Annotated in this window: 18 protein-coding genes; 2 read left to right on the top strand and 16 right to left on the bottom strand. The window is 47.0% G+C overall.

Features of this window, described 5'->3' with window-relative positions; translation table 11 throughout:
• Positions 1-14 precede the first annotated feature (14 nt).
• From C805_RS25120 to C805_RS10965, 12 genes are all read right to left on the bottom strand, one after another.
• A complete protein-coding gene (locus C805_RS25120) occupies positions 15-407 on the bottom strand; it encodes a sigma factor-like helix-turn-helix DNA-binding protein (protein ID WP_016213911.1) in 393 nt (130 codons plus the stop codon).
• 38 nt (positions 408-445) lie between these two features.
• Positions 446-700, bottom strand: coding sequence for a hypothetical protein (locus C805_RS11015; protein WP_155957612.1), 255 nt, complete (start codon positions 698-700; stop codon positions 446-448).
• 478 nt (positions 701-1,178) lie between these two features.
• Positions 1,179-1,385, bottom strand: a complete 207-nt coding sequence (locus C805_RS11010) for a hypothetical protein (RefSeq protein WP_016213909.1) — start codon at positions 1,383-1,385, stop codon at positions 1,179-1,181.
• 293 nt (positions 1,386-1,678) lie between these two features.
• Positions 1,679-2,329, bottom strand: coding sequence for a hypothetical protein (locus C805_RS11005; RefSeq protein ID WP_016213908.1), 651 nt, complete (start codon positions 2,327-2,329; stop codon positions 1,679-1,681).
• Between the two features lie 134 nt (positions 2,330-2,463).
• Positions 2,464-2,949: a hypothetical protein gene (locus tag C805_RS11000; protein ID WP_016213907.1), complete on the bottom strand. Its 486-nt coding sequence runs from the start codon at positions 2,947-2,949 to the stop codon at positions 2,464-2,466.
• Positions 2,950-3,072: 123 nt separating this feature from the next.
• On the bottom strand, positions 3,073-3,855 hold the full coding sequence (locus tag C805_RS10995; protein ID WP_016213906.1) for a hypothetical protein: 783 nt from the start codon (positions 3,853-3,855) through the stop codon (positions 3,073-3,075).
• Positions 3,856-3,877: 22 nt separating this feature from the next.
• Positions 3,878-4,423 (bottom strand): DUF3879 family protein, encoded by a 546-nt coding sequence (locus C805_RS10990; RefSeq protein WP_016213905.1) that lies wholly within the window; start codon positions 4,421-4,423, stop codon positions 3,878-3,880.
• Between the two features lie 14 nt (positions 4,424-4,437).
• Positions 4,438-5,193 (bottom strand): DUF6033 family protein, encoded by a 756-nt coding sequence (locus C805_RS10985; RefSeq protein WP_016213904.1) that lies wholly within the window; start codon positions 5,191-5,193, stop codon positions 4,438-4,440.
• A gap of 57 nt (positions 5,194-5,250) precedes the next feature.
• Complete coding sequence (locus C805_RS10980) at positions 5,251-6,495, bottom strand: M56 family metallopeptidase (protein WP_016213903.1); 1,245 nt, start codon at positions 6,493-6,495, stop codon at positions 5,251-5,253.
• Positions 6,488-6,910 carry a BlaI/MecI/CopY family transcriptional regulator gene (locus tag C805_RS10975; protein ID WP_016213902.1) on the bottom strand — a complete coding sequence of 141 codons (423 nt, stop codon included), beginning with the start codon at positions 6,908-6,910 and terminating at the stop codon, positions 6,488-6,490. Before C805_RS10975 ends, C805_RS10980 begins: the two co-directional genes overlap by 8 nt.
• Before the next feature lie 324 nt (positions 6,911-7,234).
• Positions 7,235-8,119 (bottom strand): B12-binding domain-containing radical SAM protein, encoded by an 885-nt coding sequence (locus tag C805_RS10970; RefSeq protein ID WP_016213901.1) that lies wholly within the window; start codon positions 8,117-8,119, stop codon positions 7,235-7,237.
• A gap of 31 nt (positions 8,120-8,150) precedes the next feature.
• The gene (locus C805_RS10965; RefSeq protein ID WP_031200940.1) at positions 8,151-9,053 is read right to left on the bottom strand and encodes a dihydroorotate dehydrogenase; all 903 of its coding nucleotides are present in this window, start codon (positions 9,051-9,053) and stop codon (positions 8,151-8,153) included.
• Between the two features lie 165 nt (positions 9,054-9,218).
• Here C805_RS10965 and C805_RS10960 point away from each other — a divergent pair, with 165 nt between their 5' ends.
• Positions 9,219-9,545, top strand: coding sequence for a winged helix-turn-helix transcriptional regulator (locus tag C805_RS10960; RefSeq protein WP_016213899.1), 327 nt, complete (start codon positions 9,219-9,221; stop codon positions 9,543-9,545).
• 186 nt (positions 9,546-9,731) lie between these two features.
• Here the strand turns inward: C805_RS10960 and C805_RS10955 are convergent, their stop codons facing one another.
• Complete coding sequence (locus C805_RS10955) at positions 9,732-10,250, bottom strand: nitroreductase family protein (RefSeq protein ID WP_016213898.1); 519 nt, start codon at positions 10,248-10,250, stop codon at positions 9,732-9,734.
• 149 nt (positions 10,251-10,399) lie between these two features.
• On the opposite strand from C805_RS10955, the gene C805_RS10950 reads away from it, so the two are divergent.
• Positions 10,400-10,768, top strand: coding sequence for a winged helix-turn-helix transcriptional regulator (locus tag C805_RS10950; protein ID WP_016213897.1), 369 nt, complete (start codon positions 10,400-10,402; stop codon positions 10,766-10,768).
• Between the two features lie 285 nt (positions 10,769-11,053).
• Here the strand turns inward: C805_RS10950 and C805_RS25115 are convergent, their stop codons facing one another.
• The 3 genes from C805_RS25115 to C805_RS26290 form a co-directional block, all read right to left on the bottom strand.
• Positions 11,054-12,352, bottom strand: a complete 1,299-nt coding sequence (locus tag C805_RS25115) for a M56 family metallopeptidase (RefSeq protein WP_207637000.1) — start codon at positions 12,350-12,352, stop codon at positions 11,054-11,056.
• 25 nt (positions 12,353-12,377) lie between these two features.
• Entirely contained in the window at positions 12,378-12,737 is a 360-nt protein-coding gene (locus C805_RS10940) for a BlaI/MecI/CopY family transcriptional regulator (protein ID WP_016213895.1), read from the bottom strand.
• Positions 12,738-14,053: 1,316 nt separating this feature from the next.
• The gene (locus tag C805_RS26290; RefSeq protein WP_016213894.1) at positions 14,054-14,233 is read right to left on the bottom strand and encodes a hypothetical protein; all 180 of its coding nucleotides are present in this window, start codon (positions 14,231-14,233) and stop codon (positions 14,054-14,056) included.
• Positions 14,234-14,305 lie beyond the last annotated feature (72 nt).

Below are 14,305 nucleotides of genomic sequence, written 5' to 3'. Positions count from 1 at the left end.
GCACTTTCGGACGGTCAGAAAAAAGTTTTTTTCATTTTCTTCAGCGCCCTTTTTACCGCATGGCGCACCGCCGATTCGTCCTTGCCTTCCTGGGCGGCTATCTCCGTGTAGCTCCACCCTTCGATCACGCATCGGCGCACAAGCTCCCTCTGGCGGTCATTCAGGCAGGAAAGCAGCCGCTCAACCTCGCAGTCATCCACGACCTCCTTCATTGGATTTGAGGCGGATGCAAAAAACCTCTGGTCCTCATACACAAAGGTTTCCAGTGATGTGTGGCGGTCCGGCCTTGTGTTCCTCCTGTCGCTCTTTTCTGCCTCTTCCACGGAAGACAGGTAAAACTGCCCGATCTCATCCGAAACATCCAGTTCCATCACCCTGCCGTCCGCATCCTTGTATTCAATTTTCATTCAGATTCCCTCCAGTCTTGAAATTTGCTTAAACAGTTTCAAGACCAGAGCGGCGGCGCACGTGCCCTGTAAGGCGCATACACCAAAACGCAAAAAAAGCGCACCCGCACAATGGCAGGCACGCCCATAATGAAAACCATGTATTCCTTTGTAATATGTCCGGGGATAAAATAGAAATGTGTCGAATAAAAAAAGCCCGCAGCCCCCTTGGAAGGAACTGCGGTATGTACAGAAAAAATATGATGTTTGTCTACGGGTGTCGGGAATCCGTTCCCTGCCCGTGTAATGGCCATAGTGTCCCCTTTCATGGGGACAGCATTTTGTTCCGGCTTCCCCGGCAGCCTGCCGGTGCCATCCTGCGGGGCCGTTCCGCCTGATAGCCTGTCCTTTCTCTGAACAATAGAAAACACCCGACATATAAAGCAACGCTCAAGCTGCTTTTATCGGGTGTGTGTCGTAGTTTATCTTTTTACTGGCTGTAACTGGAAAAAGCGGGCGCACTGCAATCCACATTCATCGTGAAAAGCAGTACGCCCGCCAAAATGTATGTATCGCTTTTGTTTACCGTTTTTTAATGTATTGCGGGGAATCAAGCACCGTCCTGCCCGGCGGCATCTCCTCAATGTCAAGGATGTGCCGCCCGCACTTCGGGTTCGGGCATCTGATCCTTTCCACTGACAACCGCCTCCCCGCACTGATATGTAACAAGGGAACCAGGCAGGCAACAGTTACGCTCTGCTTGGTTCCCTTTTATCGTTTGTGTATTAAAAATCACTCATAATAATCTAACTGGTGGAAATTATTAGGGAATATGTAAAATTCCGTTCCTGTTTTCCCGTCTATCTGCTTCCAGACAATCACTTTATAAGTCAGGGATGTATAGGTCCGCGTCCCGCCATCCTCATAGACTTTTTTGACCGGAATCAGCAGCAGAATCACCGCTATTACTGCAAAAACAATAATGAGTTTCTTTTTCACACCATGCCTCCTGAAAAGTTAATTTGTGAAGCCCGTTGGACTTATGCCCTCGTGTCAAAGTCCAGCCCTGTCCGGGGCTACTTTGGCGACCTCGCTTTTCCGCAGGGTGAGGAACTTATTCCCCATATACACATTCTGCACCGCATCCTGTTATCTTCTCCCGGAGGGAATCAGACAGCTTCCATTCCTTCTTGGATGATACCTTTCCCTGCCGCAGTGCTATTCGCCTGATGGCTTTTTGTTATTTCTGTAATACCCACTGCAAACTCCTTCCCTGCCGGAACGTCTGGCATCTACGAACACAATGCCGCTAAAAGTGACTTATACCTTTCCGTCTCATTTTTTATATCTTCGGCAGTGACTCCGTAATACAGATATATTTCCCTGAACAGCTTCTTCATCTCCTTCATGGTTTTCTTTTCCCCGCTGAATGAGCCTTCTATCACCTGCCAGACAGTTTCCACCCCTATCTGCATTATGCAGTTCCCAGGACACTTAATTTCATATATGTGAAAATCTAATGGTAAGATGTCGTCTGCAATTTCCGCTGCTATTTTCTCCCGCTTCTGAATCTGTTCAAAGAATGTCTTTAGAGCCTCCACATCGTCCCTTTCGGGCGGCTCCAAATCCATCAATTCACCAAGTAAATCCGGGCGGTGACGCATTACAAGGGATGCCTTTAAGCACTTTCTCTGTTCCTGATAATTAAAAGAATGCTGCGAAACCTCCTCAGCGCCGTATTCCCTTTTCATCAGTTCCACGACTTCCTCCAGCGTATGGGGATTCGCGGTTATCCGCTTTTTTACTCTGTTGCTTTTTAATTTGCGGAAATAATTTTGTATGCGTGTTGTCAGCTTCACCTTATCGCTTTTTCCGGCGATAAAAATACTTGTAGGTCCATCTGCACCACCTATAATGGATATACTGCCTTCGCCCTTTCCCATATCTACATCTCCCATTCAAAAAATAAATCCTGCTCCCGATTCCCCAATCTGCCAGAACGCCAGGGATGCCTGCCTTTGCTCTTGCCAGTCTGTGGCTTATTGGGGATATGTTGCTGACGGAAATATATTCTCCTTCAATAATCATCTAATCTGAATGCTTCTTTTGGCATATACTTTATCAAATCGTGGATTTGATACCTTTCCTTTATCTCTTCTGAAGGATTTGGGTAAAATGTCCGGGAAGCATATTTAAAAACTTCATTCCCCCACAAATTTACTGTAGACAGCAGATAACCATAATAATCTTTATCATAATGGATATGCCATGATAGTTCCTTTATCAGCCGCAGGCTCATGGCTGTTTTTACGCTGACTGCAGATCCACTTAATATGGCATCATATTCCGCGTCCAAAATCAGGCTTGCTATTTCAGGAGGTTGGCCATCAATAATCAAGCCAACCGCAATGTCCATAAAAGATTTCAAAGGTTCTTCAAAATTATTTTCTAATGGCAGTTTCTCAATACCACTATTCTGCAAGTGTAAAACCATCCTCATAAAATAACTGAATATCCTGTCTAAAACCTCGTTGCTGTATCTGCTTTTGATACTTGCTTCCATAATCCCTCCCGTTATATAGCCCCTCTCCCGTTCAGAGCCTCCCCTGCACCCTCGCAGTCCGCAGAGGCAGAGTTTTATGCGCCTCTGCGGAATAGGGCGTAAAGGTTATATCTGTATATCCAATTATACCTTTTTACTAATGCCAAACATACTATTCAGCATGGATAGCACTTTCTCCATACCGCTTTCCTTAGAGCCAGAAGTCTTGTAAGCATCCCTCCATTCCTGCGCCAGCCTTTTCATTTTCTGCCCGGTTGTTTCCGGGACGTTTTCATCCGTCCCCTGCGGCTTTTTAGAGGCATTCGTGGAAAGCCCTTTCCCTCCTTCAGTTCTGAGCCGCTTAAACTCGCCCTCAATCATTTCCTTGGCATCCGCTCTGTCCGCCATCTTCTGGAATGCCCGGTCAAGCCTGCTTAATTCTTCCTCCATTGTCATTTTGCGGAAACCCGTCTCTGAATTTTCATCCTCCACATAACGCTCCCTTGTGCCGTCCTGATAGCCCTGCACAATCTCATCATAAAGGTTCGCATAAGCCCTGACGGAATCCTCCATCTCGTCTGCAATGCCGTATGCGCTTCCTGTCCTCTGCCCTTTCAGCTTTTTCAGCTCCCCTGCCAGTTCGCCGCCATAGGCGTTTGCAGACAGTGCGTTTGTGGCCTGTTTTGCCTGCCTTATAACACTCTCCTTGTTCCCTTTTGCAACAACCCTGCCCGATATCCCTTTTTCACGGATCTGTTTCCGATAGTTCTCAATTCCCTCCTGCGAAACGGAAACCTTCACCGCATTGTCCGCCTTCGGCTGCGGTGCATCTTTTTCCTTTTCCTGTGCGCTAACCACCCTGCCATTCTGATACCAGCCGCTTGCCGCACTGGTCTGCCCCACATTTCCTTCAATATTTACTGACATACCAAATCCTCCATTTCCAAATTTACGCCCTGAAATCCACTCCGCCGAGCGTTCCGTCAAGCTGGTTTAAAATGCTCGTGTCAAAAGCGTCCCCCGGCTTCCATCCCGGATTGTTTTCCCTTACTAATTTTTCCATTCTTGTAGCATAATCCCCTGCCATTTTAATCAATGTCCATGAAGCGGATGCGCACTCTTTGGCAGAAATTGTACTCAAATACTTATTAACTACATCATGCCTTTTGCTTCCCTCTGGTATTCCTTTTCCATTGGTGCTAATGAAATCCTGCTTCACTACTTCTGCCAAATCTGCTTTTACCTGTTCCGACACAGGCACGATTTTTTTGTAATCACTTCTTCCTTTAAGGCATCTTTCAGCGTGTTCTTTGGAAAAGCATGGAACACCATCCTCGTTATAATGCAAATAGCTGTGCTTATACTTCACCCCTCCACTGACATTCGCACCCGTCTGATTGGAAACGCCAGATTTATTTCCATTCTTCTGCGAAAACAGTTTATTCAAAAGGGAATACTGCGAAAACCCTCTCATATTGTTACTGCTGATATTCATATCCTCGCCTCCTCTTATATCTTCAAATCCAGATTTGCACCAACCTGCGGCTGATCTTTCACTACGGTTTTGCCCGCATCCTCTTCCTGGGCGGCTTCGATAATCGTCCGGATATCTGTGTCATTCAGATAAATTGTCCCGTCTTTGGAATCATCCATTTTTTCATGTAAAAGCTGCTCTGCTTTGTTCGGAGTTACCGTTCCATCCTCTGCATTCTCCGCTTTCTTTTCTTCTAATGTTTCCTCTAATTTTACTTTCTTTTCTGCTGCCTTTTCTTTCGTTTTTTCAATAAATTTTTCAGAATTTTTCCGTCTTTCTTCCCGGAGCTTGTCGCTCATATTCAGCATAAAGTCATTTCTGACAAGGGCAATCTGGCGGTATTTTCCGTTTTCATCTATATAATCATGCTTAAATACCACATTCCATCCACTGGCATTCATTACGCTGTCCAGCATATTCACCGCCGATTCAACACCTTTAATCAATTCTTTCATTTCTTTTTCCTTCTCCGGATCATTCTGCATCTTTTCCAAAAGCTGCGGATTGATCGTCAATGTTTTACCGCTTTTAGCTGTTGAAAAAGAATTCCCAACCTTAAGTTCCACACTTGGAACAAGTTTTGCCAGTTCATTCACATAATCCGATGTGCTTCTTGACTTGCTGCTCCCTGCTGTTTCTGATGTGCTTTCAGTTTCCTTCTTTTTCGTGCTGCCTGCCGCATTGCTCTGTGCCGCATAGCTGCTGTAATTGTTTGTAATCTCCATTGCCATAATTTTTCCTCCTTGATAATAAATTTAGTTGAAATCCATTTCTTTTACACGAAATGCTTATAACATTTTAAGTAACCAAAAATACCAGTCGTCCGTGATGCTTTCATAAGGAATCCGCACTACCTCATCCTCTGAATTGTTTTCGTAAATACAACTTTGTGCTATGCCAGTTAAACCTGGCAGCTTGTAAAACCCGCCGAAAACAATCCATATTTCCCCTTCTGCATTGTTTTCTTCTAAAAAATCCTCAAAGGCTTGCCTCTTAACATAAACGTATCTGTCATCATATGAAATCATCTGGCTTAATTCTTCGGTATCGTAGGAAATAATTGGGGATTTCCCGTCATAATTTCCAACCATAATTTCTCTGCTTTCATTGCATCGTGCATAGGAATGTGTATGTACCGCCAGTAAAATGGCCGCAATCATCAGAAAAGCTACGGCTGCCATGCCCACACACATCCTTTTTTTGTATGGGCGGAAACTGGCAATTTCACCCATCCGCCTTTTCATGTCTGTAAATTCCCTTTCCCCAGCATAGGTAACGGCGGAAGGCGTATCATCTGAGCCAGAGCGCAGCAGTTTCAGGGTTTTCAGCAATGCCAGACCATATTCGTGCGCCGTTCTCCCGCTGCTTTGTATGCACACCCTGTCGCAGACATCCTCCATATCCGCACGGAACTGTTTCTGGAAGATCGTCAGGAATGGGTTCACCCACAAAAGGCAGCGCAGGATATCCCATGCAAGACCGAACCATAAATGCCCTAACCGAATATGCGTCTGTTCATGCTGTACAACAGTCCTTAATTCATCCCTGCCGTGGCTCCCCAGCATTACTTTAGGAATGACAATCTTTGGTTTCAGCAGCCCGACCGTGAACGGCGTGACATTCATGTCTGTAACTCTGATCTGGATATTATCCAGGGAAGACTTTTCCATCCCTGCTACAGATTTCCGAAGGCGAAGCCGTTTTCCGAATATGAAGATGGCAGCTATAAAAATGCCTGCCATATAAATACGGTCAGCCCAAATCCATGACATGGTTGCTGTTGTCAGCCGCCACGTTATGTTCAACACAGCCTTATTTTCATAATACAGCTTCAGCTTTCCAAGGAACGGGATGAGCAGGAATGATGACCATAACAGTCCCCTTAAGAAAGTCCATCCTGAAAAAAACATCTTCCGAAGCAGCATCACAAGCCCGGCAAATATAAAGGAAAAAGCTACGCATCGCACAAGCTGAGTGGTGAAATACACTGTGCAAAAATCCATAAGACTGCCGATCTGTGACCAGTCAGGCATGGGATCCACCCTCGTCCGGGGACTTTGTACCACGGTCTTTGCTTTTCTCCAGAATCTCTTCCAGTTCCTTTATCTGTTCATCCGTCAGAGCGAAACTCTGCAACAATGCCGCCATCGCATTTGTCCCACTGCCGGAAAAATAGCTGTCCACAAACTTCCTGCTTTTCTCCTTCACGCATTCCTCCCTTGACCTCTGCACATAATAGTGGTAAACCCTTGAATCACGCTCATCTACCGTGTAGGCGAGGACATCCTTCTGGTTCAGGCGATTCATCAGCACCCGCACCATCCTCATCGACATATCCACATTCCCCTGCATCCTCTTGTAAACCTCAGAGGATGTCAAAGGTTCCCCGCACGTCCACAGGACTTCCATGATCTGCCATTCACTCGGTGTAATCTCTTCCTTTGCCATACCGCTTCCTTCCTTTCGTTTTATTTCGTCACTTTATATATCGGTCAATTACTGTTAATTATTAAGAGCTGTTGACGTTTTTACAAAGAAGGCGCCACCACCCGAATATGGCATATCGCCATCCGTCCGATATAGTGGCGGATGCCCCACAAGGCGTCACAAACGCAAACCGCGGTGTAAGCATATTACCTCTGACTTCCCCACTATCCAAGCAATTCCCCTTATCAGGCCGCCCGGCCGGCCAGCGGAAACGGCAGACCGCCGCATACGGAAAAAGGGCCTGTGAGCCCTTTTCCTCTTTGTCTTTCGTATGCCCTGCTATTTTTATAGATGCCGCAGGTTCTCACGGTATCTGCGCAGCTCCTTCTCATCCACGGAGCCAATGACCTCATCCAGCCACTTTATCATTTTTTTCCTGTCCTTCGGCAGGCGGCCTTCCACATTGACGCAGTTCGATGCGCCCATCGTGGCAAAATAGGTGTCAATGCTCAGTTTTTCAATCAGCATCCTCAGTTCATACAGCTTTTCTATCTCCGTTTCCTCCGTCCAGTTCCCATCCTGAATCTCTTGGTACAGCTCCGAGGATGGGTAGACCGTCAGCATGGATGAAACGATGATCTTCGGATGGAGCTGGTTGAACACCTCCGCCGTATTCCTCACCCCTTCCTCCATATGCCCGGAGCCGTATATCCCGGCAAGGTAGAAGAAGTTATAATCCATCCCAGCTTCATCCAGCCTTCTGCATTCTTCTATGATTTCCTTCGTGCCGAACCCTTTATGCATGAAGGACAGGGATTCCTCGTCACCAGCCTCCACGCCTATGGTAAGGCTGTTGTACCCCATCTCCCGGAGTTCTCTCAACTGCTCCGCGGTCTTCGGTGTGATATCTGTGATGCGGGCAAAACAGCCGATAGACTGCACTTTCGGGTAATATTTCCTTACCAGTCCTGCCAGCGTTTTCAGCTTGTCAAAACTTAAGACGAAGGGGTTTGCCCCGGTAAAGAATACCCTCTTTGCGTTCCTGTAATAACGGCTCATTTCCTTCAGGTCCGCTTCCACCTCTGATAAAGGCGACATACGGAATTTAAACGGCACGTCCTCATAAAGCGTGCAGAATTTACATTTGTGGTGTGTGCAGCCTGCCGTTACCTGAATCAGCGCGCTGCATGCCTCATAGGGCGGCCTCCATATCGTTCCTGTGTAATGCATAAGTCATTTCTCCTTCCTGTCCGTAAAATCTCTAACTGACGATACCCCTGATCTCCTGCAGATCCTTGATACCGTTTTCATCCATATACTTTTCCAGCCCCTCGATAATCTCCGGCATGGCATAAGGGTTCCTGAAATTTGCCGTCCCGACTGCCACCGCCGTAGCTCCGGCCATGATGAATTCCAGGGCATCCTCCGCCGACTGAATCCCTCCCATCCCTATAACCGGGATGCTCACTGCCCTGCAGGTCTGCCATACCATCCGCAGCGCAATCGGTTTTATTGCGGGTCCGGACAGCCCGCCCGTCTTATTCGCCACGCTGAATGCCCTTTTCTTTATGTCAATCCTCATGCCCGTGATGGTATTGATCAGCGAGAGCGCATCCGCTCCCCCTGCCTCTGCCGCTTTTGCAATCTCCGTTATGTCTGTGACATTCGGTGTCAGCTTCATGGAAACGGGCTGCGCCGCTTTCTTTTTTATCTCCTTCGTGATGTACTCTACCATGCCCGGCTCCTGCCCGAAGGCTATCCCGCCATGCTCCACGTTCGGGCAGGAAATGTTGATCTCCAGCATATCTATTTCCTGCCCGGCCAGCCGTTCCACAACTTCCAGATAATCCGCTACGGTACTGCCGCAGACATTGACAATGACTTTCGTGTCAAACTTTCTGAGGAAAGGAAGGTCCCTCTCGATAAGGACGTCAATCCCCGGATTCTGCAGCCCCACCGCATTTATCATGCCGCTGGCAGTTTCCATGATCCTTGGTGTGGAGTTCCCCTCCCACGGGACAAGGGACACGCCTTTTGTGACCACTGCGCCTAACCGGTTCAAGTCCACAAACCCGCTGTATTCCTGTCCGGAGCCGAATGTCCCGGACGCAGGCATCACCGGGTTCTTTAACGTGATGCCTGCTATATCCACTGATGTGCTTATCCCGTCCGCCTCCTTTCTTGAATCACATTATAGCAACTGGCAGAAAAAAGAAAAGTACTGTCTTTTTTCGTTTATAGTGCGAAAAATGATACCGGTATCAAAAATCATAGTACCTTGCACTTATAGATAAAATATCGTATAATGCTGCCAAAAGGAGGGAACCACATGAGCAACATGAAAGCGCCACTGCCCCAATGCGCGGCTATGGTCAGAGTACAGAACATCCTGAGCGGGAAATGGAAGATAACGATATTATGGTACATCGCGGAATATGAAGTGCAGAGGTTCGGGGAACTGAGGCGGAGGCTTGGGGACATCACGCAGTCCACCCTTACCAAGCAGCTCCGCGAACTGGAACAGGACGGCTTTATTTCCCGCTATATCTATCAGGAAGTGCCGCCAAAGGTGGAGTATTCCCTGACTGATCTTGGAAAAAGTTTCATCCCCATATTGAAGGATATGAAAAGCTGGAGTGATACACATCTGATGTAAACTGAACCGCAAAAAGAGCCTGCGCTGCAATGCCATGCCAACACAGGCTTTCATTCTGCCTTTAGATAATAGACAGGCGGCTTCCGGTTTAAGACCCGTTCTCATCTTCTTCTATCCAGACTATACTGTCGGTTTTGGAATCTCACCCTGCCCTGCAGATGCCAGTATTAAGTTGTAAAAAACTGTCTATACCGTTTCGTAAGAAACCAGTTCTTCCACCGGGATTCTGGTCTGTGAGTGGCGCTCCGGGTCTGCCGCTTCCTCGTCCGAATACCCGACTGCAAGGATATTGACCGGCTCCAGATTTTCAGGAAGTCCAAACTCCCTGCTGATAACATCCGGCTTGAAATAGCAAATCCACACGGAGCCGAGCCCTAATTCCGTTGCCTGCAGCATCATGTGGTCTGTCAGTATGGAGGCGTCTATATCGGCGGTCTGCTTCTTATCAAACGGGCGCACCCATGCCTTTCCGTGGTCGGCGCAGACGATGACCGCCAGCGGCGCTCCGTAAAGGTTCGCCCCTTTCCCGATCTTCGCAAGTCCCTCACTGCTCTGCACAACAATCAGCCGGACGGGCTGGAGGTTGGCCGCAGTCGGCGCAACGTGGGCGGCCTCCAGTATCTTTTTCAGCTTTTCCTCCTCCACCTTTCTGTCCTTATAGCCCCGGACGGAAGAACGCTTCTTTGCAATTTCGATAAAATCCATAGTGGCAAATCCTCTCTTTCTATTGTATACTGAACGTGTTGGTCAACCGTTGACCTAAATTTTAGCAGGATACAGAAATTCTGCAAGAATGCACTTTTTGGGTAGATACTTCCCAAAAGGGTAGCTATAAAAAGGAGAGGATACAGATAATGGAATATTCAAAAGACCAGTTTAACTGCCCGGTGGAGGCCACGCTGTTTTTGATCGGCGGGAAATACAAGCCCCTCATCCTCTGGTACCTGATAGAAAAACCGCTCCACTACATGGAGCTGCAGCGCATGATCCCGAAAGCGACACCCAAAATGCTGTCGCAGCAGTTACATGATTTGGAAGAATGCAGGATGCTACACCGGGAAGTCATCCCGGACAAGCCGCCTCGGACACTGTACTCCCTCACCCCATTTGGCAGGAGCATTATCCCGGTGCTGGATGCCATGTGCGATTGGGGCGCGGGCTTTTTGGACGGGCTGGACATCCAGCCGCCATGCTGCACAAAAAAATCAGCCGGAGAACCTTGACTGGCTTTCCTGCATCCCACTCTTTTAAACAGCGCCAACAAATATGTTATTTAGTAGCTTTCTATTGTACGGAACAGCTCAGTCATCCTATCTTGTCATGTTCATAAATGGCATCTGCCATATCAGGAAACTGAAAAAGAGACATCAACAGCCCTTTTGCAATACCCTGCAAGACAACACCTAAGCCGATGTGTTAAAACGGAAAACCGCCGCATATGGAGTGAACCATAGCGGCGGTTACTTTTACATGGTTGCTTCATTACAAGCTATCCCGTCCCGGCATTTTTACTTCACAATATACGTCACAGGCGCAGAGGTATCTATGCCTTTATACATTTCCTCAAATCCCGCATAGCGATCCAAGCCTTTCTCCACATTTGCCTCCAATGCCCGGAAGTGTTCATCACGCTCTTCTTCTGTGTTAAAGTAGATAATATTGTCTCCAGACAGGTCATCTGCCAAAGCACTGGTTTTTTCTACAGGTGCGCCATAAATATCATCTGACTGCACCGGGACAGCCGTTTTCATATCTTCTGTGTCAGCACCCGCAGTTCTTCCACCGTCCTTGAAAAAAATCCCAAAACTGTCGTCAACCTGCGGAATGGAATCCGGCTTGGTTACTATTTCTGTCCCACTGCCCTGCCCCACAGATTCGGCCTGCTGTGCATTTGCAGAAGTGGCAAACGCTGTTGCAGTTCCTACAACAATAAATCCTGCCAAAACAAGTGAAAAAACTGTAGTTTTCTTAATCTTCATAATCGCAGTTATCCTTTCTTCAATCGCATTTTTGCTAAAACTACTGCACAGAGGGGTCAACCCGCTCCGTGTCTCCTCCATACTGATCAATGCCCGTGCATAGGCCGCTTTTGTATTTTCGCCGAAAAAGCGGACAACCGCCTCATCACATGACAGTTCAATATCCCTGTTCGCAAGGATATACATAACCCATACCAGCGGGTTGAACCAATGCACGCACAGCACCACGATCAAGACCAATTTCCTGATGCTGTCAAAACGCCGGATATGCACATATTCGTGGGCCAGAACATATGCCAATGAATCTGTATTTTCCCACTTTGTAGACGTAGGCATCAAAATCACCGGGTGAAGTACGCCATATGTAAGCGGTGCAGAAAACCGGCCAGACTGCCGGATGGAAATCCTGCGCCCCTGCTGATGGACGCTTAACCAGTTTTCAGTGAAGTCATTCCCCACCGGAATGGATGTCTGGAACTCCTTCCGACATTTCCAATATGCCAGACTAAATAACACCGCACAGACCAACACGCCAGCAGCCCATACAACCGTCCATGTGGAAACCGCATTTGTGATGCTGTCCGGCATAGACGCTGCCTGCCCGGATGCCCCAATCGGCAGTACGCGAATGGCCTGTGAACCATTGCCAGGTGCATGACTACCCATCAGCGAATACACACTAAACGCAGACGGGATAGAAAAGGGAATCATCAGCCGCACAACTGATATCCACCAAAGTGCATTAAAAGCCTTTTTGGGTAACATATTGATTGCCAAAGCACGTATGACGATGACCGCTAAAATCAGTATGCCCCCGGTAAAACTCATCTGCAACAGACTCATTCACATCACCTCACTCCAGATCATTGACAATCTGTTTCAGCTTTTCAATTTGTGCGGCGCTCAACTTTTTCCTCCCCAGCAAAGCGGCAAACAGCTTATCAACGGAGCCGTCATACACTTTGTCAATCAGCTCATTTGTCTCTGCCTCCTGGACTTCCTCTTTCGGAACGAGCGCATGGCACATGAAACCGGGCTCAGAACGTTCAATCGCTCCTTTTTTAATACAACGCTTGATCAGGGTATAGGTTGTGTTTACATTCCATCCCAATTCCTCGGTAAGCAGCTTGGCGATATACTTAGCCGGAACATCGCCATCACGCCAAAGGACAGACATCACTTTCAGTTCAGAATCGAACAGCTTGACGTCCATTTAACAGCACCTCCTTTTTTAAGACTGTAGTAGTGGCCACGCATACATACTACCACAGTCTTAAACCTCCGTCAATACTACTGCGGTCTTAAAACTAAAAAATATTTCTTGAATATTTTGGAAAACGCAAAATGAAATAGATATGATTCAATAAGATATGCCTTATATTATCACGCAAAACTCCAAACTATCACGGAAACTCATATACAAACACGAAAACTCCGAGCAGTTTCCGTGTTTGTATCATATCCCCCGTTTTCCAACAGCATTTTCCGTCAAGCTAATACATCTTTCACCCAAAACCGCCAATATCCTACTCCTTTTTACCCTTCCGTTTCATACTATCACGGAAACCCCTGACTTTTGCGTGAAAGTATACTTTTGCCTGATAGTACGATTTTTGCCCCAATCGCCATCCTATCAGCGGCATCCAAAAACACGAAAAAGCGGGGCCCACCACCCACCGTGATGAACCCCACCAAACCTCAAAATCCCTTGATTTTAAGCCATTCTTCCATACTTTCGCCTGCGAGTACCCAAATTCCTATGGCATCAATTCAAGATAGCCGCCTGTGCCGCTGTTAAATATTTTTAGGGATATACATCTTATTAATATTCCTTTGTAATCTTATTTGCTTTCAACGGCATTCTCCGCTTTTTTACATAAATGTGTGACAGACTTTAATCTGATGAAACTCTTACCTCTGCCACGGTTCCATTATTCTAAAGGAACTGCTTTTTTCAAGCGTATCTGAACCACTTCGATAACGTTCAGAGGGGTCACATTGGACAAGGGGGAGGGGTCAAAATCGTGACCACAGGGGTCACATTCACAACCATAGGGGTCAGACCTTTAGCCGCAGGGGTCAAAACAGCCACAGAGGGGTCGGGCTTGCGACCACTGTGGCCGTCCATAACCGCCGCTCCCGCGCTGCCCTGGCACAGCCCCAAAAACAAACAAGGGATTCCGGCAACACCCAATGTGCCGGAACCCCTTGTTTTCAGCGATTTTCCCAATATTCTGTCCATGCCCTTTGTATCAAATAAGCGATTTACATTTCCACATAGAACTTGTAGCAATGGATACCTATTTCTTTTGCTTTCCGTTTAAGGATCGCTTTCTGACTCCCAATACTCATGCTCTCGCCAACATTTCCATCGTCCATTGACAATCTCGCATAAAGTGCTGTCCATATTTCTTTATTCTCTGTATTCTGGATATTGACCTCCTATATTCACTCAATATCCAGAGACAGAAATACGCTGACTTCATTATAGCCTTTTCCGCCTCTGGTATCAACCGTCAATTTATCTTCTCAGACAGCTTTCTTCTCCGTCCTCATATTGTCATTCTTTAATTTTTCCTCCACATTTTTACGGACATCTTCTTCGCTTACAACCGTTAATAATCCCTCCATACTCTCCGTGCAGGAATATACATGTTCTACCACATACCGGATTGGCCTTTCCTTTCTTACATTTTTCTTTCTCTGCATAGATTCCCTTCCTTCTTCAACATTTCTTTCGGGTTCTCCATTCCCCTGTTGTGTTTTCTTCCATATTTTTGC

It is taken from the genome of Eubacterium sp. 14-2, assembly GCF_000403845.2.
In the GTDB taxonomy this organism is placed as follows: domain Bacteria; phylum Bacillota; class Clostridia; order Lachnospirales; family Lachnospiraceae; genus Petralouisia.
The sequence above is the reverse complement of the archived record's forward strand: the minus strand, read 5'-3'. Positions and strand labels throughout refer to the sequence as shown.

Bases quoted from the DNA above. Each gene is read 5' to 3' on its own strand.
- C805_RS10940 (WP_016213895.1), bottom strand. From the start codon at position 12,737: ATGGACGTCAAGCTGTTCGATTCTGAACTGAAAGTGATGTCTGTCCTT.
- C805_RS10960 (WP_016213899.1), top strand. From the start codon at position 9,219: ATGAGCAACATGAAAGCGCCACTGCCCCAATGCGCGGCTATGGTCAGA.
- C805_RS10970 (WP_016213901.1), bottom strand. From the start codon at position 8,119: ATGCATTACACAGGAACGATATGGAGGCCGCCCTATGAGGCATGCAGC.
- C805_RS11000 (WP_016213907.1), bottom strand. From the start codon at position 2,949: ATGGAAGCAAGTATCAAAAGCAGATACAGCAACGAGGTTTTAGACAGG.
- C805_RS25115 (WP_207637000.1), bottom strand. From the start codon at position 12,352: ATGAGTTTTACCGGGGGCATACTGATTTTAGCGGTCATCGTCATACGT.
- C805_RS25120 (WP_016213911.1), bottom strand. From the start codon at position 407: ATGAAAATTGAATACAAGGATGCGGACGGCAGGGTGATGGAACTGGAT.
- C805_RS26290 (WP_016213894.1), bottom strand. From the start codon at position 14,233: ATGCAGAGAAAGAAAAATGTAAGAAAGGAAAGGCCAATCCGGTATGTG.
- C805_RS10995 (WP_016213906.1), bottom strand. From the start codon at position 3,855: ATGTCAGTAAATATTGAAGGAAATGTGGGGCAGACCAGTGCGGCAAGC.
- C805_RS10950 (WP_016213897.1), top strand. From the start codon at position 10,400: ATGGAATATTCAAAAGACCAGTTTAACTGCCCGGTGGAGGCCACGCTG.
- C805_RS10955 (WP_016213898.1), bottom strand. From the start codon at position 10,250: ATGGATTTTATCGAAATTGCAAAGAAGCGTTCTTCCGTCCGGGGCTAT.
- C805_RS10990 (WP_016213905.1), bottom strand. From the start codon at position 4,423: ATGAATATCAGCAGTAACAATATGAGAGGGTTTTCGCAGTATTCCCTT.
- C805_RS10980 (WP_016213903.1), bottom strand. From the start codon at position 6,495: ATGCCTGACTGGTCACAGATCGGCAGTCTTATGGATTTTTGCACAGTG.
- C805_RS11005 (WP_016213908.1), bottom strand. From the start codon at position 2,329: ATGGGAAAGGGCGAAGGCAGTATATCCATTATAGGTGGTGCAGATGGA.
- C805_RS10985 (WP_016213904.1), bottom strand. From the start codon at position 5,193: ATGGCAATGGAGATTACAAACAATTACAGCAGCTATGCGGCACAGAGC.
- C805_RS10975 (WP_016213902.1), bottom strand. From the start codon at position 6,910: ATGGCAAAGGAAGAGATTACACCGAGTGAATGGCAGATCATGGAAGTC.
- C805_RS11015 (WP_155957612.1), bottom strand. From the start codon at position 700: ATGGCCATTACACGGGCAGGGAACGGATTCCCGACACCCGTAGACAAA.